The sequence below is a fragment of the Mucilaginibacter gotjawali genome, from assembly GCF_002355435.1.
In the GTDB taxonomy this organism is placed as follows: Bacteria; Bacteroidota; Bacteroidia; order Sphingobacteriales; family Sphingobacteriaceae; genus Mucilaginibacter; species Mucilaginibacter gotjawali.
On the sequence record NZ_AP017313.1, the window covers coordinates 2,585,455 to 2,605,813 of the forward strand.

The 20,359-nt window shown below is 43.6% G+C and carries 21 protein-coding genes and 1 pseudogene; 4 read left to right on the top strand and 18 right to left on the bottom strand.

Going from position 1 to position 20,359, the window contains the following annotated elements:
* Positions 1-91 precede the first annotated feature (91 nt).
* The 5 genes from MgSA37_RS11590 to MgSA37_RS11610 all read right to left on the bottom strand — a co-directional run bounded on the left by MgSA37_RS11590 (position 92) and on the right by MgSA37_RS11610 (position 4,080).
* A complete protein-coding gene (locus tag MgSA37_RS11590; protein WP_096352076.1) occupies positions 92-1,180 on the bottom strand; it encodes an NHL repeat-containing protein in 1,089 nt (362 codons plus the stop codon).
* A 168-nt stretch (positions 1,181-1,348) separates the two neighbouring features.
* Positions 1,349-2,182 carry a universal stress protein gene (locus tag MgSA37_RS11595; RefSeq protein WP_096352077.1) on the bottom strand — a complete coding sequence of 278 codons (834 nt, stop codon included), beginning with the start codon at positions 2,180-2,182 and terminating at the stop codon, positions 1,349-1,351.
* Between the two features lie 114 nt (positions 2,183-2,296).
* Positions 2,297-3,205: a cation diffusion facilitator family transporter gene (locus tag MgSA37_RS11600; protein WP_096352079.1), complete on the bottom strand. Its 909-nt coding sequence runs from the start codon at positions 3,203-3,205 to the stop codon at positions 2,297-2,299.
* 89 nt (positions 3,206-3,294) lie between these two features.
* Positions 3,295-3,816: a lipocalin family protein gene (locus MgSA37_RS11605; RefSeq protein WP_096352080.1), complete on the bottom strand. Its 522-nt coding sequence runs from the start codon at positions 3,814-3,816 to the stop codon at positions 3,295-3,297.
* An 18-nt stretch (positions 3,817-3,834) separates the two neighbouring features.
* Positions 3,835-4,080, bottom strand: a complete 246-nt coding sequence (locus tag MgSA37_RS11610) for a hypothetical protein (RefSeq protein WP_157750542.1) — start codon at positions 4,078-4,080, stop codon at positions 3,835-3,837.
* 156 nt (positions 4,081-4,236) lie between these two features.
* Between MgSA37_RS11610 and MgSA37_RS11615 the strand changes: the two genes are divergently transcribed.
* Positions 4,237-4,467 carry a hypothetical protein gene (locus tag MgSA37_RS11615; RefSeq protein ID WP_157750543.1) on the top strand — a complete coding sequence of 77 codons (231 nt, stop codon included), beginning with the start codon at positions 4,237-4,239 and terminating at the stop codon, positions 4,465-4,467.
* Between the two features lie 123 nt (positions 4,468-4,590).
* Entirely contained in the window at positions 4,591-5,934 is a 1,344-nt protein-coding gene (locus MgSA37_RS11620; RefSeq protein ID WP_096352085.1) for a polysaccharide deacetylase family protein, read from the top strand.
* A 4-nt stretch (positions 5,935-5,938) separates the two neighbouring features.
* On the opposite strand, the gene MgSA37_RS11625 is transcribed toward MgSA37_RS11620, so the two are convergent.
* On the bottom strand, positions 5,939-6,964 hold the full coding sequence (locus MgSA37_RS11625) for an acyl-CoA reductase (RefSeq protein ID WP_096352086.1): 1,026 nt from the start codon (positions 6,962-6,964) through the stop codon (positions 5,939-5,941).
* 100 nt (positions 6,965-7,064) lie between these two features.
* Between MgSA37_RS11625 and MgSA37_RS11630 the strand changes: the two genes are divergently transcribed.
* Positions 7,065-7,418 carry a 4Fe-4S dicluster domain-containing protein gene (locus tag MgSA37_RS11630; protein ID WP_096352088.1) on the top strand — a complete coding sequence of 118 codons (354 nt, stop codon included), beginning with the start codon at positions 7,065-7,067 and terminating at the stop codon, positions 7,416-7,418.
* Positions 7,419-7,527: 109 nt separating this feature from the next.
* Complete coding sequence (locus tag MgSA37_RS11635; RefSeq protein ID WP_096352090.1) at positions 7,528-8,289, top strand: C40 family peptidase; 762 nt, start codon at positions 7,528-7,530, stop codon at positions 8,287-8,289.
* On the opposite strand, the gene MgSA37_RS11640 is transcribed toward MgSA37_RS11635, so the two are convergent.
* From MgSA37_RS11640 to MgSA37_RS11695, 12 genes and pseudogenes are all read right to left on the bottom strand, one after another.
* Positions 8,290-9,198, bottom strand: a complete 909-nt coding sequence (locus MgSA37_RS11640) for a WD40 repeat domain-containing protein (RefSeq protein WP_096352091.1) — start codon at positions 9,196-9,198, stop codon at positions 8,290-8,292.
* Between the two features lie 87 nt (positions 9,199-9,285).
* A pseudogene (gene hisIE, locus MgSA37_RS11645) lies at positions 9,286-9,888 on the bottom strand (bifunctional phosphoribosyl-AMP cyclohydrolase/phosphoribosyl-ATP diphosphatase HisIE); the annotation flags it as partial.
* A 94-nt stretch (positions 9,889-9,982) separates the two neighbouring features.
* Entirely contained in the window at positions 9,983-10,759 is a 777-nt protein-coding gene (hisF, locus tag MgSA37_RS11650) for an imidazole glycerol phosphate synthase subunit HisF (RefSeq protein WP_096352094.1), read from the bottom strand.
* On the bottom strand, positions 10,708-11,130 hold the full coding sequence (locus tag MgSA37_RS11655; protein WP_096352096.1) for an endonuclease domain-containing protein: 423 nt from the start codon (positions 11,128-11,130) through the stop codon (positions 10,708-10,710). The genes hisF and MgSA37_RS11655 overlap by 52 nt, the downstream gene beginning before the upstream one ends.
* Before the next feature lie 52 nt (positions 11,131-11,182).
* A complete protein-coding gene (locus MgSA37_RS11660) occupies positions 11,183-11,932 on the bottom strand; it encodes a 1-(5-phosphoribosyl)-5-[(5-phosphoribosylamino)methylideneamino]imidazole-4-carboxamide isomerase (protein ID WP_096352097.1) in 750 nt (249 codons plus the stop codon).
* A 4-nt stretch (positions 11,933-11,936) separates the two neighbouring features.
* Positions 11,937-12,527: an imidazole glycerol phosphate synthase subunit HisH gene (hisH, locus tag MgSA37_RS11665; RefSeq protein ID WP_096352099.1), complete on the bottom strand. Its 591-nt coding sequence runs from the start codon at positions 12,525-12,527 to the stop codon at positions 11,937-11,939.
* A gap of 80 nt (positions 12,528-12,607) precedes the next feature.
* Positions 12,608-13,759, bottom strand: coding sequence for a bifunctional histidinol-phosphatase/imidazoleglycerol-phosphate dehydratase HisB (hisB, locus tag MgSA37_RS11670; RefSeq protein WP_096352100.1), 1,152 nt, complete (start codon positions 13,757-13,759; stop codon positions 12,608-12,610).
* On the bottom strand, positions 13,756-14,856 hold the full coding sequence (gene hisC / locus MgSA37_RS11675) for a histidinol-phosphate transaminase (protein WP_096352102.1): 1,101 nt from the start codon (positions 14,854-14,856) through the stop codon (positions 13,756-13,758). Before hisC ends, hisB begins: the two co-directional genes overlap by 4 nt.
* A gap of 29 nt (positions 14,857-14,885) precedes the next feature.
* Positions 14,886-16,187, bottom strand: coding sequence for a histidinol dehydrogenase (hisD, locus tag MgSA37_RS11680; RefSeq protein ID WP_096352104.1), 1,302 nt, complete (start codon positions 16,185-16,187; stop codon positions 14,886-14,888).
* An 86-nt stretch (positions 16,188-16,273) separates the two neighbouring features.
* Positions 16,274-17,125, bottom strand: coding sequence for an ATP phosphoribosyltransferase (gene hisG, locus MgSA37_RS11685; RefSeq protein ID WP_096352105.1), 852 nt, complete (start codon positions 17,123-17,125; stop codon positions 16,274-16,276).
* A gap of 266 nt (positions 17,126-17,391) precedes the next feature.
* Positions 17,392-18,639: a DUF2264 domain-containing protein gene (locus MgSA37_RS11690; protein WP_096352107.1), complete on the bottom strand. Its 1,248-nt coding sequence runs from the start codon at positions 18,637-18,639 to the stop codon at positions 17,392-17,394.
* Positions 18,640-18,789: 150 nt separating this feature from the next.
* A complete protein-coding gene (locus tag MgSA37_RS11695; protein ID WP_096352108.1) occupies positions 18,790-20,295 on the bottom strand; it encodes a hypothetical protein in 1,506 nt (501 codons plus the stop codon).
* Positions 20,296-20,359 lie beyond the last annotated feature (64 nt).

The window sequence follows — 20,359 nt, forward strand, 5'->3', positions numbered from 1 at the left end:
TATCAAAAAAAACGAACGCTTTCCCTTTAATTTTCCAACTTGTCTTTTTGAATAGGGTAAACATTTTGACGGCTGTTATTGATTGGTGGTGTTATTTGCTGATCTTCAGGATCATGTTATAGCCGTAGTCAGCCACGTACACATTGCCAGCAACATCAAGCGCTATGCCATAGGGCCCCTTAAATAATTTGCTGGCGGTTGTGCCTGTAACGCCCAGCGTTGTTACAACACCCGCCGGGGTAATTTCGCGTACGATGTTATTGCCATAGTCGGCTACATAAACATTGCCTGAAGCATCAACCGCAACACCGGTAGGGCCGTTAAACGATGCCTTTGTGCCGGTGGCATTGTCGGCGCCACGGGCTCCGCTGCCTGCAAAAGTGCTTACCACACCGGCAGGGCTTATCTCGCGGATCAGGTTATTGCCTTCGTCGGCTACGTAAACATTCCCCGCAGCATCAACAGCAACGCCTGTTGGCTGGTTGAAGGTAGCAGAAGTATCAGCGCCATTGTTTGCACCGGCCGAGTCTTTTCCTGCCAATGTTGTTACCATACCCGTATTGCTGATTTTGCGGATCAGGTTATTGCCATAGTCGGCCACGTAAACGTTGCCTGTAGCATCAACAGCCACTCCCTGCGGGTAATTAAATGAAGCGCCCGCAGCAGGGCCATTGGCGTTACCCCGGGCGCCGCTGCCTGCTAAAGTAGTAACCACCCCGGCCGGGCTAATCTTGCGTATCAACTGGTTAATGTTATCTGCTACATAAATATTTCCGGCAACATCAACAGCCACACCGGTGGGTTGGTTAAATAATGCATAGGTACCTGTGCCGTTGGCAAAGCCTTCGGTGCTGCCGGCAAAAGTGGTTACTGCGGCCGTCGGGCTGATTTTACGGATAAGATTATTGCGGAAGTCCGCCACATAAACATTCCCGGCAGCATCCACGGCGACACCGGTAGGTTGGTAAAAAGTGGCATAAGCACCTGTGCTGTTTATCGATCCCTGGGCGCCGCTGCCTGCTAAAGTACTTACGCTTACTGCAGAAGAAGCGGGCACTTTGTTAAATTCAAGTTCGTTACCGCAGGCAGCGATAAAAAGTGCAACTATCGCCAGTAAAAAAAAGCTATTTTTAATGGAGGCGGGATGATGTGGATTTGCGTTTAAGTTTTTTAAAGGCATTGCTGATGGGGTTGAGCCTGGTCTAACTCTTCCCAAAGATAATATACAATTGCCAATTGTGAAACCGGTTTATTCATTAATCGCCTGCTAATTTAATTAAAATTACCCACCCGGATTAAAAGTTAATCCGGGGGTAATGTTTACAACCAGGTTCAGGATCGAATAGTATTATCCCGGGAAAACCAATACCGGGATGTTATTGTCTTTTAATACACTTTTACTTTTGCTGCCGATCAATAATTCTTCCATCAAATAGTGTTTGTGATGTACCATGGCTATCAGGCTGGCATTTACATCTTCAGCAAACTCATTTAACTGCCTTGCAATATTTTTGCGCGGGAAAGTGATTACCGATAGTTTTGAATAGTTGATATGCTCTTTGGTTTTAGCCAGGTAGCTATCCGCCACCATATCATTCTTGTCGGTAAAATGGGTGACGATGATTTGCGCACCGTCGTCATTAGCCAAACGTGTCAGAAACCTGGTAACATCTTTATAGTCGGCAACAAGATCATTAGCAAATACAATGGTTTTAAGCCGGTGATACCTGAAGTTTTGGGGTACAAATATAACAGGGCAGGGGGCATCGTCCATGATATTGCCGGTATCACTGCCGTTAATTAAATGGGATAAAGTATTGCCGCTTTTTGATCCTGTTATAATCAGGTCGATATTTTCATTAACAGCTAATTGCTTAACATTCAGGCCTAAATTATACCCGGCTTCGTCTAATAGGGTAATGGAGGGTATGTATGTCCGCGGCTCCAGGTGCTGTTGTAAATTAAATTGAAGTTTTTTTAATTCATCCATGTTTTCATCCACCATGGTTGTAAAATCCTCATATAGCCATGCGCCCGATTCGGGGACGTTTAAAGCACGTACTTTCTCAAATGAATGGTACAGGATCAGGTCGGCATTAAAATGTTGCGCCATCCTTAAGGCATAAAGTGCTGCGTTTTCAGCCTTTTTCGAAAAATCAGTCAATACAAGTATCTTTTTCATTTCACCGGGATTTGCGAACAAAATTGGAGTATCCGGTTCATTGATAAAATGACGGCAGTCATAATTTAAGTTGATTTTGGATAATAAATGGGATCTGATTAAGTTGCCATGCTTTTATTGCAAGCCATCGGCCGCTACAGGTTCAATAAAGATCTGTTTGATGCGGGGGAATTCCTTTTTAATCGTTTTGGTGATTCTTTCTATAGCGTCAGTAATCTGGTGGGTGGTCAGGTCGTCTTTAAAAACGGTATTTAACTGCAGGATCACTTCTTCGGGGGCAAGGTACATCGAGAAATGCTTTTTAACTTTTACCACCGACCCGTCGCTTTCCGTAAGGGCCACTATGCGCCGGATTGTTTTCCGGCTCGTGGTTTCGCCCATTAAAAGGCTTTTACTCTCATTTACCAATATCAGCGAAATAATGATCAGCATCACGCCAATGGCCATGGAAGCCATGCCATCGATATGCGGGTTATGGTAATAACGCCCGATAGCGATGCCGGCAAAGGCAATAACCAGGCCCGCTACGTCGCCTGCGTCACCCAGCAGGGTAATAAATGTAGAAGGATCCTTGCTGTCTTTTATGGCTCTCCAGAAAGACCGTTTGCCCCGCTCGACATTAAAAACCTTTAATACATTATAAAGCGAAATACAGGTAAACAGGAAAGCGGTTAACAAAACGCCGTAGTTCCAGGCGGGGCTGCCTTCAAACACAGGATGCTGAAAATGGTAGTAACCTTCGTAAAAGGAAACACAGCCGCCTACAATGAAAATGATCAGCGATACGATAAAAGACCAGAAATACAATTCCCTGCCGTAGCCAAAAGGTCTTTCTTTATCAGGTAATTTCTTACTGATTTTAACGCCCCATATCAGTAATAACTGGCTGCTTGCGTCGATAATGGAATGGATCCCTTCAGCAATCATTGCGGCGCTGCCTGTAAAAGCGGCTGCTATGAATTTCGACAATGCGATCAATAAGTCGGCTGCCAGAGAAATATAAATAAATGACCTTGACTCCATTGAACGTTGTTTTGAAAGGTGCGGTTTTTACCCAAATTTAGTTAACAATAATTAAACCCGGGTGTTAGGCCTTGCAGGCATTTTTTGCCTTAATTACAGCTTTGATCAGTGGTAACCAGTTTTTTAAGGTCGAAGCCCTTGCTGGCGGCAAGCTCAGTGAGCTTGCGATAGGTAGCCTCATCCATTTTGGGTTTGCGGCTCAATATCCAAAGATATTTGCGGTTGGGGTGGCCAACCATCGCATAACTATAATCGGGGGCAAGCGCAATTATCCAGTATTTACCGCTAAAGGGCCAAAAAAACGATACGCTGAGTTTGGCGTTGGTCCGTTTATCTTTAACCACTGCTTTGCCGTTCGCGGTTGTGGTTTTGCCATTTCTATTGCAGGTGTTTTTTACGGCGATGTCCCCATTGCTTTTGAGGCTGTATTGGGCGATGGTGCAGGTGCAGCCCTTTTCAAAAAACTGCGGAAATGCGGCTATTTCGTACCATTTTCCCAGGTATTTTTGCAGATCGACATGGCCGACGGTTTCAAGGGGCTTGTTTTGCGCCCGTAAAGAAAAAATGGGAATAGATAGAAAAGCCAGGAAAGCGAGCAGTTGTTTTTTCATGAGGTTGATATAAATTTGTTATAGTTTAAAAAAACCAAGTTCATCTTTTGTTTTGTCGGCATAACCCCATTCTTCATTTTCTTTCAATTCGGGGTATTTCACCCTGGTGTCTTTTAAAATGCAGGCCACCATCCAAACAATAAAAAAGGGTGACACAATGTATAAATAAGGTACCAGTATAAATAATAAACCAGTATTTATCAAAATAATATAAATTACCAGGTACGCTGTCATTACAAAGATTGATTTTTTTGCGCTGAGCATAATTTTAATATTAAATCCGATAAATAAACAGCTTGAAATATAAATATGTTTCAAGGGCCCGAATAAATATTAACTAAATAATAGCGATTTGTAAAAATGGCAGGTTTAAAACCTAATAGCCCCGGTGTTGTTATCATTAACAACAATATGTCAACTATGAAAAACATAATTCTGATTACTTCATTTGCTTTCGGCTTAGGTTTGTTCGCATCGTGTTCTGGCAACAATACCTCCAAAAACTCAAAGGATACGGTGATCAACACCTATAAAATACCTAAGGATACTTCGAAAGCGGATACCAGCAAGGTTAACAGCGCCGACAATACCGCAACGGGCGGAGCCGGTAATACCGTAGATACCGTAAAACCCGGTAAAGAGAAGAAGTAAATACCTGTTAACGTGCTGATATTTGCGTTTTTGGATTTATAACAGATATAATACACAAAGGGTGCCTTGTAGGTTTTTTAAAAAAATTATATTTGGTTTCTAATCTGAGTTAAACCAGCCAGGATGAAACCTTTATTTATTGCTCTTATGATTTGTGTATGTACCGTTATGGCCAAAGGCCAGCCAGTCGCCGGTCAAACCACGGTTACTGAATGGCAATATGGTAAAAACGGGGCTGTTTCAATAACTTATGATGATGGCTCATATAACCAATTTAAATATGCGCTGCCGGTAATGCAAAGGCTTGGTTTGCCCGCTACCTTTTTTGTTATTACAGGCGGTATCCCGGGCTCAAAATATCACGGGCGTTTCATTGGCAGGCCCGTAAATACTATTATTGCCGAATCGGCAACTATACCAACAACTGCACAAAACTTTTTTGAAAGATGCTCAGCAGCGGGTTATTTGGGCTATAAGGGAACTATTACTTATCACACCAGAGCCGCAGGCCTTTACGACGATGGAAAAACAGAACAGGCATTTCAACTGATGGATGAGTTGTATGCCAAAGTCAGGCATGGCGACTTTCAACCCGGTTATCAACCCTGCGATGAGGTATTGCAGGAAAAAGGATCGACATGGGAAGATTTCAGGAGGGATGCAGCCAAAGGCTATGAGTTTGCAAGCCATTCCATTACCCATGCTGGTATGCCGGGACTTGACTCTGCAAATATTGTTTATGAACTGACGAAAAGCAAGGAAGAGATCAGGAACCAGATGGGCGAAAAATATACCTTTTCGGCCGAGGTGCCTTATGGTTACGAAAATGCAAGGGTAATGAGCATAGCGTATAAAATTTACCCCGCATTACGTAACCGCATGCCCGAAGCCTGGTTAACTGAGCTTGACCGTCCAAGTAAAAAGACACCGGCAGTTAATGATAGGGATTATGTACAATGGCAGCGCGAGATCAATACCAGGGCGCCATTACCACTCATGAAGGCGTGGGTGGATACCGCTGTTGCCCGCAAAGATACCTGGCTGGTGCTGGTAATTCATGGCGTAGAGGGGCTTGGTTACGAGGCAAGGCCGGTTTCTTTACTGGATACTTATTTTCAATACATCAAAAGCTTTAATGATAAATTATGGGTAGCCACTTTTGGCGATGTAACCAAATACATGCGGGAGCGGGAAGCCTGTACCGTTCAAAGTAAAATAATTAATGGTAAGGTAAAAATAACTCTTAGTCAGTCGCTCGATAAAAAAATGTACTATTTGCCCTTAACGCTTAAAACCTACGTGCCCGCCGGTTGGAAAAAGGTAAATGTCAGGCAAGGCAAAAGAGTGCAGTCAGTAAGTACAATGAAAGACGAAAAGGGGAGGTACCTGCTTTACCAGGCCGCTTTGGACAGTGCGCCAATAACTCTGTCCGGATTTCAGTATTTTCCCCCGCAGGCTATCGAATGATCCATCAATTATTCGTCAAAAACGCCATCGTATCCACCCCGTCAGCATAATCCCACAACGCAGGTTGCTGGCTTTGGCCAAAATTAACCACCTGGTTATTTACTTCCAATGGAATTGCGCTAACTATACATTGGATCCGGTCGCTTTCTTCAACCAGTTTTGATTTTGCTTCTTCAAGATCATCGTAATATTCAAAATACAATACGCCGAGCGGAGAGGCCAGGCGGGTATCTTCTTTTAAAAGCAAAAAGTTGTTATCCAGGTGTCTGTCGCTGTTGACCAGGTAAATTGATTTGTTATAAAAATAATTGTTGTTGTATTTGTTATGGTTGATGATGTCGTTATAAACTTCTATCGATTCAAAAAAGAAATTGAAGTTATAACCTTTTGGTACCAGTAATTTGGATACATTACGGCAGCCTAATCCAAAATAATCAAATATATCGTGGCCAAGCTGGTACAATTGTTCGGCAGTTTCATCACCGCGTAATACCGCAACGCTGCTCCTGTTTTTACGGATGATGTTGGGTACTTTGCCAAAATAATATTCAAAATAACGTGAGGTGTTATTGCTGCCGGTGGCAATAACGGCGTCAAAGTCAGTCAGCCTTTCTACAAAACTGTATTGCTCTTTAAAATGAGGTTCTATGGTGGCTAATATCTCCAGAATGCATTTTATAAGGCGGGCATCCTGTGATGATGCTTTAATCAGTGCATAATTGCCGGAGATCAAAACACACAGTACATCATGAAAGCCAACCAACGGGATATTGCCTGCCAGGATCAGCCCCACTTTTTTTCCGGAACCGGTATTTTCAACAGAATAATTATCCAACCACGTGCTGAGGTCTCTTTCATTTAACATTAACCCAATGGCTTTTACCGCATGTAAAACACTATTGACGGTAAACCAGGCGTTGTAATGATGTTCCGTTTCGATGATGGCAAGCAGGTTTTCATCAGGGGTAATTAACCTGGCGCCAAGATTAGAAAAAATATTTATGAGCTGTGATTTGTTAAATTTTGACATATATATGGTATGTATTTCGCCTCACAAAACCTTTTTTTGTTATATTTGCAAGCCTTTAATAAAAGGCAAAGTTAATCGAGAATATAAGATATAGAGAACTATGGCGATTAAAATCACCGACGAATGTATAAATTGCGGAGCTTGTGAGCCCGAATGCCCCAATAATGCTATTTATGATGCAGGCGCAGCATGGCGCTTTTCGGATGGAACAGGGTTAAAAGGGTTGATAGATTTTGGTGATGGCAATACATTAAATGCCGAAGAAACACAAGCTGCACTTTCGGATGATATTTACTATATTGTGCCAGATAAATGTACTGAATGTGTAGGTTTTCATGACGAACCGCAGTGCGCAGCCGTTTGCCCGGTTGATTGCTGTGTGGATGACGAGGATGTACGTGAAACAAAAGAGGAGCTGTTGGCAAAAAAGGAATGGCTCCATTTGAATGAATAACCAATTATAAGATATTAAGATAAGAAGGGGAGGTGAATTTTGTTTGCCTTCCCTTTTTTGTTTCTTGCAACTTTAAAAATTAAGCTTTCGTAAACAGGCCTACTTTTCTATGGAATACGGAATTTGTAATCTTTCTATTATCCCCTTACGGGCCGAGCCGAGTGACAGGAGCGAACAAGTATCGCAGGTGTTGTTTGGTGAGATCTTTGAGATAAAAGAATGGAAGGATAACTGGGTTCAAATCATAACGTCATTTGATAATTATTCCGGATGGATAGGCAGGCTGCAATTTATTATGCTTGGCCACCTGGCATATAAAAGATTTAAACAGACGCCGTCACCCCTTACTTACAGACCAGTTACCCAAGCCTGGAAAATTGCTAACAACAGCATCCTTTATTTGCCGGCAGGCAGTTCGCTTGCATTTTTGGAAGGTACTACCTGCCGTATTGGAACCGAACAATTTGAAATAATAGGGGAGATAGGCGAAACCGAGAACCTGGTGCTTACGGCTACATCGTTTTTAAATGCACCGTATTTGTGGGGTGGGCGTACCCATTTCGGCATTGATTGCTCGGGCTTTACGCAGGCCGTTTTTAAATTACAGGGAATTAACTTATTGCGCGATGCCGGTATGCAGGCTGAGCAGGGTTATACCGTGACCTCGCTGCATGATACCCGCCTGGGCGACCTCGCTTTTTTTGATAATACCGAAGGAAAAGTGGTACATGTGGGCATTATGCTCAACAATGAGAAAATTATCCATGCCTCGGGCAAGGTAAAAATTGATGCCATCGATGAAAAAGGCATTTATTCTGAAGAATTAAAGCGTTATACCCATAAGCTTTGCACTATTAAAAGGATGTTTTAACTAATTCACACTGATTTCCCAGACAATTATTTTTTTATCGTCCCCGGCTGAAATAAGCCGGTTGCCGTTCCACACAATCTTGTTGATGGATAGCTGGTGGCTTTCAAAGCCTTTTTCCCTGCTGATGGTTTTGTACAGCTTAAAATCATCGGCACCCCATATCTTAATGCTTTTATCCATGCTTGCAGTAGCAAAATAAGGAAGCGTTGGGTGGAAAGCGATGGCGTTTACTGCAAACAAATGGGCCGGGATATTAGTAACGAGTTCGTAGGTGCGGATATCCCAAATTTTTAACTGAGCATCACGGCTACCGGATATAAGGTATTCGCCTCCGGGGAAATATTTCACGGAGAAAACCGCCATCGTGTGCCCTAAAAGGGCTTTGGTAACGGTATAGTCTGAAAGATCGTACAGATAAATGTGATTATTCCGGCAGCCAAAAGCAACGTTTTTTTCATCCGGTGATATGCTGATGCTTCTTATGGTATCGTGGGAAACGGTAATAACATGCAGTAATTCCAATGTTTCCAGGCTCCAAACGGAGACTGTTCCATCTTCTGAAGCTACCAGTAATTCTTGTTTTCCTGCCACTGACTTGATATCAAATACCGGCTTTTGATGGTGCTTCAGCGTTTTAACTAGCTGTTGTTTGATGAAATCAAAAACCAGCACATCACCATTGCGTAATCCGGCAAATAGTAAGGGAAAGCCAGCCGGGCCATGTATGGCATAAACAGACGCATTTACAGGGAACATCACTTTTATAAAGGCGTTGTTCTTCAGGCTCCATTCCACTAAGCCCTTATCATTTCCACCGCTGAATAATATGCCGGGCTTTTGAGAAAGCTCAAGCGTGAAAATCGGGTTGCCGTGCCCGGTGAGTTCTGCCGTTTTTTGTACTGAGATCATTGGTTAAGTCCATGGTCCATGGTCCATGGTCCATAGCCAAACTGTCCAAAACCATGGACTATCGACTATGGACTATGGACTTAAGACTTATTTATGTCTTTCCTCCAAATTCAACGCGATACGTTCCAGATTAAGGCCCTTTTCGCGCAATAAAACAATGAGGTGAAAAACCAGGTCGGATGCTTCATTGATTAAATCGGTTTCAGTTTCGGCTAAAGCGGCAATTACAGTTTCAACCCCTTCTTCACCAACCTTTTGCGCTATCTTATTTAAACCTTTTGCCTGCAGTTTATTTACGTACGAACCTTCTTTTGGATTTGTGTACCGGTCGGCCACAATATTTTCCAGCTGGAAAATGAAGTTCTGGTTGTAATCAGTTTTAAAGCAACTGCGTGAGCCGGTATGGCACGTTGGGCCGATGGGGTCTACCTTGATCAGCAGCGTATCGTTGTCACAATCCAAATGGATATTCTTTACATGCAGGAAATTGCCGCTGGTTTCGCCTTTTGTCCACAACCGGTTTTTCGACCGCGAAAAGAAGGTTACAATATTTTCATCGACGGTTTTATCAAAAGCCTCCTGGTTCATATAGCCCAGCATCAGCACTTCCAATGTTTGCCAGTCCTGTATAATAACAGGTACTAATCCGTCTGTTTTGTTAAAATCTATATTCATTGTATTTTTTTCTACCTTTTCCCTGTTATTTGTGTCCCCACAAACAACGGCTCAAAAACCTGCCTGCGAGGACACAGACAGCGGGTTAAAATTAGTTTTTTAGCTCACCCTACCGGGGAGTGTTTGGAGGCGCCACTTCTCTTACCTCAATTTGGTGTTGTTTCAAAATCTTTTTCAAATCCGGTATCAATATCTCTCCGTAATGAAATACCGAAGCTGCCAGGGCTGCATCCACATTGCTTTGTTCAAAAACATCCACAAAATGCTGCACGTTTCCGGCGCCGCCTGAAGCAATCACAGGGATATTCACCGCATCGTTCACCTGCTTTAAAAATATATTGTCAAAGCCAGCTTTGGTGCCGTCATGATCCATCGACGTGAGTAATATTTCACCAGCCCCGCGGCTTTCTGCCTCCAGGATCCAATCCATGGTTTCTTTTTCGGTAGGTAAACGGCCGCCATTAAGGTGCACTATGTTTTTGCCGTTCATCACCCGGGTATCCACTGCGATTACCACAAATTGAACGCCGAAAGCCTTTGCCAGTTCGTCTATCAACGCCGGGTTGCGTACCGCTGCCGAGTTGATGGAGATCTTGTCAGCCCCGGCGTTCAGCAAGGCATCGGCATCGGCAATTTCGTTTATGCCACCGCCTATTGTAAAAGGGATATTGATCTGCCTTGCAACAGATTTTACCAGTTCAACCATAGTCTTGCGGCGTTCAACAGTAGCGGTAATGTCCAGAAACACCAGTTCATCAGCACCTTGCCTCGAATAATTCCAGGCCAGTTCAACAGGGTCGCCCGCGTCACGCAGGGCAACGAAGTTTACGCCTTTTACCGTGCGGCCATCTTTAACATCAAGGCAGGGAATAATTCGCTTTGCCAGCCCCCCCGCCCCCTAAAGGGGAAGCTTATCGCTTGGTTAATTGTGTTCAATACTTTTTCTAATTGATTAAAAATCTCTTCATTTTTAAAACGAAGAACTTTTATGCCATCATTTTCTATATTAAGTTGTCGTTCTAAATCATGGTTAGCTATCTCTGGAATATTATGATTGCTGCCATCAACTTCGATAATGAGTTTGTGTTGATGACAGTAAAAATCAGCAATATAAATACCTAATGGATGCTGCCTTCTGAATTTTGCACCAAGTTGACTTCCCTTCAAATGCCCCCATAATGTCATCTCAGCCGGAGTCATATTATTCCGAAGGGCGGCAGCGTTCTTAAATATTAAATCACTTGCACCCAAAAACATTTGTTTTTCATGCTTAACTATCGCTCCCCCTTTTAGGGGGCTAGGGGCTGCACTATATGCTTATCAGAGATTCCAAATTCCAATTTTTTATTTCTTCTATGGTAATGTGCCCTTCATAAATCGCTTTTCCCACCACACACGACTCAACTTTTAAGCGATTCAGCTTTTCAATATCATCCATCGAGCTTACGCCACCTGAGGCAATCAATTTTATGAACGGAGAATGGTCAAGCAGTTTTTCGTACAATTCAATACCTGCGCCACCTAATTTGCCATCTTTGCCAATGTCGGTACATAAAAACCGGAAGAAGCCGAGCGCCAAACATTTGTCAACATAATCCATTAGCTTAATGGGTGAGCTTTCCATCCACCCGGAATATTTGATCACTTCGTCCAGCACGTCAATGGCTATTACCACCTGGTCGGAACATTTATCGCGGCCGCAAATTTCTTTGCTTAATTCGGGCAGAAACGAAGGGTTGGTAAGTGCTTGCGTGCCAACAATTACGCGGTAAACACCAGCGTCAATCAGTTCTTTTACCTTATCAATACTACGGATACCGCCCCCATATTGCACCTTCATGTCTGTTTTTTTGATCACATCAAAAAGATACTGCTGGTTGCTGAAATCGTTTTTGGCGCCGTTGAGGTCGATGATATGGATCATATTGGTGCCGTAGGATTGGTACTTTTCGATCATTTCCTCCAGGGAAACATCATAGTTTGTAACCTGTTTATAATCACCCTCACGCAGGCGGACGACTTTTTTATCCAATATATCTATTGCAGGAATAATATACATGTCTTTATAAATTTGAAAAGTTTTTTAGTAACGTTTCCCCATAAGCACCAGATTTTTCGGGGTGGAATTGAACACCATAGAAATTATCCCGCCAAATTGATGCCGAAAATTTGTTAATATATGTTGTTGATGCTAAAGTATATGCCTTATTATACTCAATAAAGTATGAATGTACGAAGTAAAAGTGTGAACCCGCCGGAATATTTTCAAATAAGGGGTTTTCCTTTTCCGGAAATACCTGGTTCCAGCCGGTATGTGGTACCTTAAATTCAGTATTTCCGTCGAACTTTAAAGTGTTTATAGGGAAGATACCCAGCATATTAGCATCGCCCTCTTCAGAGTGTGCAGTTAACAATTGCATCCCTACACAAATCCCTAATGTTGGTTTTTTAAGCGCTTTTATTTCAGGAACAAGACCGGTATGTTCCAGCTTTGCCATAGCCGCACCGGCATGGCCTACGCCAGGAATAATATAGCGGTCATATCGCTCAAAATCTTCTTCCTTATTGATCATTCCATAGGGAATTCCCAGCCGCTCAAGGGCTGCAGTGAGGGAGAAAATATTCCCGGCGCCGTATGTGATTATACCAATCATTAGTTTGCAGTTTGTGGTTTGCAGTTTGCAGCAGATCCATTTGCATTAAATTCTGCAAACTGCCTGCTTAAAACTGCAAACTATAATAAACCCTTCGTACTCGGTAACACCATCTTATTCACATCTCTTTTCACCGCCATTTTAATGGCTTTGGCGAAAGCTTTAAATATAGCTTCAATTTTATGATGTTCATTTTCGCCTTCGGCTTTGATGTTTAAATTGCATTTGGCTGCGTCAGAAAATGATTTAAAAAAATGAAAGAACATTTCTGTCGGCATTTCGCCTATTTTTTCTCTTTTAAATACTGCATCCCACACGATCCAGTTCCGGCCGCCAAAATCAAGGGCCACCTGCGCCAGGCAATCATCCATCGGCAGGCAAAAGCCATAGCGTTCTATCCCTTTTTTGTTGCCAAGTGCGGCGCCAAAAACTTCGCCTAAGGCAATGCCGGTATCTTCAATGGTATGGTGCTCGTCGATGTGCAGGTCGCCGTTGGCGGTTATTTCCAGGTCGATGTTGCCGTGGCGCGCGATCTGGTCGAGCATGTGGTCAAAAAAGTGAAGACCTGTGGATACTTTAGCTTCTCCTGTACCATCCAGGTTAATTTTGATGTAGATGTCCGTCTCTTTGGTTGCACGCCTATGCTCAACAACCCGTTCGCCCAGCTTTAAAAACTCATAGATCTTTTCCCAATCAGTAGTTTCCAGCGCGACGGTGCTTTTAACTTTATGTTCTTCTTCCGGCCCGCTGAATTCATGGCCGCCCAGGTTTGAATGATTATTCAGCCAGATGGCTTTTGCACCTAAATTATAACCTAAAAGCACATCATTTTTCCTGTCGCCGATGGTATAGGAGCCTTTGAGGTCGTACTTTTCGGCATCAAAATATTGGGTCAGCAAACCGGTAGCAGGTTTGCGGGTTGGGGCATTCTCTGCAGGAAAAGTCCTGTCGATACAAAAGTTTGAAAAAACAGCACCTTCATTTTTAAAGGTTTGCACTATAAAATTATGTACAGGCCAAAATGTATCTTCAGGATAGCTTGCTGTGCCTAACCCATCCTGGTTGGTTACCATTACCAGTTCGTAATCAAGTTCTTTGGCAATTTTTGGCAGATATTGCAATGCGCCCGGATAAAATTCCAGTTTGGCAAATGAATCGATCTGTTCATCGGGCGTTTCATTGATCATGGTGCCGTCGCGGTCAACAAACAGTATTTTTTGCAATTTGCTCATTTATAGTCTTGTAAAGTATTTAACAATATTTCGTTTTCTGCCGGTGTGCCAACCGTAACCCGCAAACATCCGGCACATAATTCAACTTTCGAACGGTCGCGCACAATGATCCCCTGTTGGACAAGGAAGTTGTAGATCCCTTTTGGATCAGTTGTTTTTACGAGGATAAAGTTAGCGTCCGACGGGTAAATATCTTCCACAAATTCAAAATCCTTCAGGCCTAAAACCAGCTTGTCGCGCTGGATCAAAGTTTCTTTTATCCAGGCGTTTACCTGTTCAATATTCGCCAGCGCTTGCAGTGCAAGTTGCTGCGAGGCTTCATTAACATTATAAGGAGGTTTTACCTTATTCATCACTTCGATGATCTCTTCACTCGCGAAGGCCATCCCAACGCGCAGCCCCGCCAGCCCCCATGCTTTTGAAAGTGTTTGCAAAACCACCAGGTTGCCGTATTCGGTTAATTCCTGGATAAACGAACGTTGCCTGCTGAAATTGATATAAGCTTCATCAACCACCACCAGTCCTTCAAAATTTGCCAGCAGCGTTTCCACATCCGCCCGGTTGATGGAATTACCGGTAGGGTTATTGGGCGAGCAGACAAAGATCATTTTGGTGTGTTTGTCAATCGCTTCGGCAATGCCCTCCAGGTTCAGCTGGAAATCAGGGGTTAGGGGCACGTTACGTATCGCCACATCATTTATGTTGGCCGATACCTGGTACATACCATAAGTAGGTGGCACCAGGATCACATTATCCACACCGGGATTGCAAAAGCTGCGGTAGAGGATATCAATGGCCTCGTCGCTGCCGTTACCTAAAAATATGTTACGGATGGGTACGCCTTTAATAGCGCTCAAGCTTTTTTTTACTTCAATTTGCAACGGATCAGGGTAACGGTTGTAGGATTGTTCCAACGGCGAGCCAAAGGCATTTTCATTGGCATCCAAAAAAACGCTTGCCTCGCCCTGGTATTCATCGCGGGCGGATGAATAGGGGACGAGCCGTTTGATATTCTCTCTAAGCAGGCCCCCCAGCCCCCTAAAGGGGGAGTTGCCGTTTTTGTCACTATAATATTGTTTATTTTCTTCTTCTTTCATCTTAGTAATCTTTAGGACGTAACTCTCCGCTATTTAGCGGAGGTTTGGGGGCTTAATCTCACACTTACCGCATTTTTATGCGCATGCAGGCCTTCCAGCTCTGCCAAAATTTCTACGCTCGGCCCGATGTTTTTTATGCCATCGGGCGTAATATGCTGAAAAGTGATCTTCTTCACAAACGAATCCACCGATACACCCGAATATGCCCTTGAATAAGAACTGGTAGGCAAAGTATGATTAGTTCCGGAAGCATAATCACCTGCACTTTCAGGCGTTAAATTACCCAGGAAAACTGATCCGGCGTTAATGATGTTTGCTGTGTGTAGTTGCCAGTTTGCTGTGGAAAGTATTAAGTGCTCTGGTGCATAAGCGTTGCTGAATTGCATAGCCTCATCCAAAGTATTGGTTATAACAATGTATGAGTTATCCAAAGCTTGTTTAACGATTTCGGCCCTTGGCAAAACAGGTACTTGTTTCTCTACTTGTGCTAAAACTTCTTCCGCAATTTTTTGTGAGGTGCAAACCAGGATGGCCTGGCTATCGATGCCGTGCTCTGCCTGAGCCAGCAGATCCGCCGCAACATAAGCCGGGTTGCAGGACTCATCAGCTATCACCAACACTTCAGACGGGCCGGCCGGCATATCAATAGCGGTGGTGGTAGTGGATTGTACAATGGTTTTTGCCCTGGTGACAAACTGGTTGCCGGGGCCGAAGATCTTATCCACTTTGGCAACGGTTTCCGTACCGTAAGCCATAGCGGCGATAGCCTGTGCGCCGCCTGCCAGGTAGATTTTATCAACCCCCAGCAATAAAGCTACATATGCTATAAAGGCATTTACTTTGCCGTTTTTTTGCGGAGGCGAGCAAACCACGATCTCGTGACAGCCTGCTATCCTTGCCGGGATGCCGAGCATCAAAAAAGTGCTTGGTAAAACTGCTGATCCGCCAGGAATGTATAAACCTACTTTTTCAATCGGCCGCATTTCGCGCCAGCAGCTAACGCCGGGCATGGTTTCCACCTTATCTTCCGCCTTTACCTGTGCAGCGTGAAATTTATAGATGTTATTGTAAGCTATTTCCAGCGCGGCTTTTTGTTCGGCAGTAACGGCTGAAGCAATGGTTTCCAGCTCTTCTTTATCAAGATAAAGTTTCTCCAGTTCAACTTTATCAAACTTTAAGGCAAAATCAAGCAGGGCGCTGTCGCCATGCTCTTTTACCTTTGTGATAACATTCTCAACGATACCCCTGATCTCATTCGCCGGGTCAATATTACGCTGAACGAGTGATTGAATATCAGATTTGCTTAAATCGGAATAATTATATGTCTTCATGCCCCCAAACCCCCTAAAGGGGTGTTACGTCCTAAAATTTATTTCTCTTTATCGAAACCCTTTCCTCCCCCTTTAGGGGGCGGGGGCTAAAGTATTATCTTCTCAATCGGCATTACTACTATGCCCTGTGCGCCCGCTTGTTTCAGCTGGCTTATTTTGTCCCAAAAGTCACGCTCGGGGATAACCGTATGAACCGCTACCCAGTTCTCCTCTGCCAAAGGTACAACCGATGGGCTTTTAACACCCGGTAAAAGGTTAATGATTGCAGATAAATTATCTGAATGAACATTCAATACCACATACTTGGTCTCTTTAGCCCTTAATACCGACTGGATCCGCTGGATCAATTCTTTTACCAGTTCTTCGTTTTCACTGCCTTTTCGGCCAATTAACACCGCTTCTGACGACATCACATCGGCAAAAGGCACCAGTCCGTTGCTTTTTAAAGTACCACCGGTGGATACCAGATCGCAGATGGCATCGCTGAGCCCAAGGCCCGGTGAGATCTCTACCGAACCGGAAATGGTACGGATATCTGCTTGAATATTTTTTTCTTTCAGGAATTTGCCGAGGATGACAGGATAGGTGGTGGCGATGGCTTTGCCGTTAAGCTGGTCGAGGTGCTGGATGCTGTTGTTATTGGGTACTGCAATTTTTAAACTGCATTTTCCGAAGCCCAGGCGCTGCAGGTAGCTTACTTCTACTTCTGTTTCCCGGATTACGTTTTCGCCTACAATACCCAGGTCGGCAATACCGTCCTGCACATATTCGGGGATGTCGTCATCGCGCAGAAACAGTATTTCGAGCGGAAAATTAGATACGGGGGAGATAAGCGAGCTCTTGTAGTTTTCGAAGCTAAGGCCGCAATTTTTTAATAATTCAACGGATTTTTCGTTGAGCCGGCCAGATTTCTGGATGGCTATTTTAAGTGTTTTCACTGATTAAAATTAAGAAACTAAAAGGAAAAGAATGAACCGGGGTTGTTATTTCGCGTAGAAACATACATTATCTGATCACCACATGGTGGTGATGGTGCAATGACAGATGATGTTGTTTGTAACCGTTCATTTTGTGTTTATAGGGGCTTAAAATATTGAGCCCTTACGGATTGATTGCGCAAATATAGAGAGTTGTTTGTAATATCAAAATAAAAAATGAGATGATATTTTTAATATTGTTAAAGTGAAAACGCCGTCACTTGTTTTCAGGAGCTATGGTCGGCAGGCAGATCAATTCCGGCTGTTAATTTTCTCGCTGTCCAATCTTCATCAGGTGCGTTCCAAAACGGGTCTGATTCCGGCAAGCCTAATGGCAATAAAATAGCTGAAGATAAATATAAACTGCCTGTAGAAATATAACCTTCGGCCAGGGATGGCTGGTGTCCGTAAAGGCCGATCCTTAGCCATCCTTCATTGTCAAATATGTCCCCGGTTTCGGTAAATTTGTTAATAACTGCCGTTAGCCCGCAGCGAACTTGTACGGGTTTAAGTTGTGCCGGCAATTGCTGCCGAAAGGCCATGTTTGCCAAATGATGAAATGCGCCTGTTCGATAGGTGATCGAACGGCCAATTATCGGATAGCCGCCGTCATCCGTAATTAAACGCTCCTGGATAATGGCATATCTTAAATTATGCTCCAATACTTTTGCCCGGATCGGCTCGTATGAAGGATCTTTTGCTGATACGATCTTTAAAATAGCATACAAAAAAGGGTGAATTACGAAACTATTGTAATAATCCCAATGAAATTCGGGGCCATCACCGTACATGCCATCACCTTTATACCATTCCTCGTGCCTGTTGACGGCATACTTTATCCTTTCTGCATCGAAGGGCTCATTTATAGTAATAAAAAACGCCTCGATCATCGCTGCAAATAATAACCAGTTGTTTTCGGGTGGTTTGATAACATGGGTTTTTCTTAAGGCGAGGATCACCATTTGTTGCGTTCCGCTATCTAATCTTTGCCATAATTTTGGGCAGCGGATGAGGGCATAAGCAAAAAACGACGCATCAACCAATGGCTGCCCGCCTTCATCGCCCCAGTTCATATAATCTTTTGCGGTGGGGTTTACCGCATTGCTAATGCTTTTTATGGAGAGTTGAAAGTATTTGTCGTGCAGTCGTTTTTCTTCAGCGTCCAAATGATCAGCCTGCAGCCATGGCGCTATACCCGACAGCAAACGCCCAAAAGCTTCCAGATGGCTGTATTTTGCCCTGTCTTTAACTTGCGAAGGTGTTGCTGTTTCAACCGGCATTTTTTCTTTAAGCTGATCGGCGGCCAGCGCTGTTAAAACCGGGGTGGCTAATTTTTCGAGATAGTTGAGCCAAAGTTTTCGGGTATTTATTGCATGAGGATGAGAAGCGGGCGGCGTATCTGCCGAAATTGGTGGTAATACCAACGGCGATAAGCTAAGCATTCCGGCATTTTGCAGAAATTTTCTTCTTTTCATAGTAGTTAACTCAGGATAAACTCACAAATGGACGCAATGCAATGGCGGTAATGTGCGCCGGGATTGACTCACCCGGTCATCGCTACGCTCGACCTGCCCTCTCTTTTGCGGGCAAAAAAGAGGGCGAAAAGGTGGATTTTATAGTTTTTATTACTTCCCGTCACAATAATAAATCTCACCTTGTTTGGCTGCGCCGATTTTCACCAGTTTTTTGTTTTTCATGATATCTGGTAAACTTACCAGTTCTGAATTGTACAAATTATCAAACCAGATCAGGTAAAATTGTTTATGCGCATAGAATTTTTGCACATCTTTACTGAAAAACTTATGGGGGATCAGTTCCGATGACATCCCCGTAAATAAATAAACCGCCTCGTTGGCATCGCTAAAGATGGGTACGCCTGGTTTATAAATGTTTTTATGCTGTTTTAAATAAACCACAAATTCCGATTTATTCCAGTCATCATCACTGTAGCCGGGTACGCCGTAATCGCCCTCATCATCATAGCGCTCGTAGTCGGCCTGGTAAGTGGAGTATTCAAAAGCCATCATTAGTATTATTGCTACGCCTGCCAATACATATTTTGCTTTTGATTTGATAAGGTTCAACATATCCGGTACCCAATACGTGCAGGCTATTAAAAGCGGGATGAACATAGGTGATAACAGGCGGCTGTTGATGCGCTCAAATCGCTGGATACTTGCCCAGACGAGGATGAACATTCCGTAAACAATGGTGAACGCAATTACAATATTCTCGTAGCTGTTGATCTTTCCTTTAAAGGCTTTCCATAATAAAACAGCTATCAGTGCAAGCAATACTATAGATGCTATTAAAATGGCAAATGGATACGCCTTGTTGCTGAGGGCACCCCAATCAACAATCACGGTACCGATGTAATACAGGTTGTCTTTAAAAGGCGTAATAGAAGGTTCGCGGGTACCGGTACTCAGCCCTGTTGCGGTGCTGTTTAATATCAGGTTGGCCACCAAAAGTGAAATGGATATAAAACCATAAAACAGGATATGGCCAACCTTTTTTTTCCACCAGGGCAGGTGGTCATCCAGCAAAAGCATTAAGCCCCCGGCGCCAATGATGGTAATACCAACATAACGGGTGATGCAAGCGATTGCGGTAATAATGGCCACCCAAAGCAGTGATTTTAAAGTATGCGTTTGCATATACCGCCAGTAGGCGATAATGAAAAGCATGATCTCCAGGATGAACAAGGTCTCCGACCACAGGTAGGTATAAATCTCCAGCAAACCCGGGCTTAAAATAATGGCGCCAAGGATGAGCCATTTATAGATCCTTGAATGGGCTACGAATTTAGACATGATCCAGCCGGTGGTAAATATTACAGCGGCAAAAAGGGTAGCATCAATCATAGCGCCGGCCCTGATCGGGTCGGCACCGGTAATAAATTGAATAGCACCCAGGAAGAACGGGTAAAAAACCGGGAAAAAAGTGAGCGGTGTTTTATTAAAGGTGATCAGCGAAAGATGCGATTGTATGTTTGTCGCCGTACTGGCATACATGATCGAATCGGGCGAAATACCCACGCCGCTGTAAGCGGTGTACAGGTAAATGGCATAAAAACCAATGCAGGCTGCTATAAATGAATCGAGATTATTTAAATAGCGGGATGGTTTCATGGGGAATGTTGTAAAGTTGAAATGTTTGAATGTTGTAACGTTACAATGTTATTAAAAATTTCGA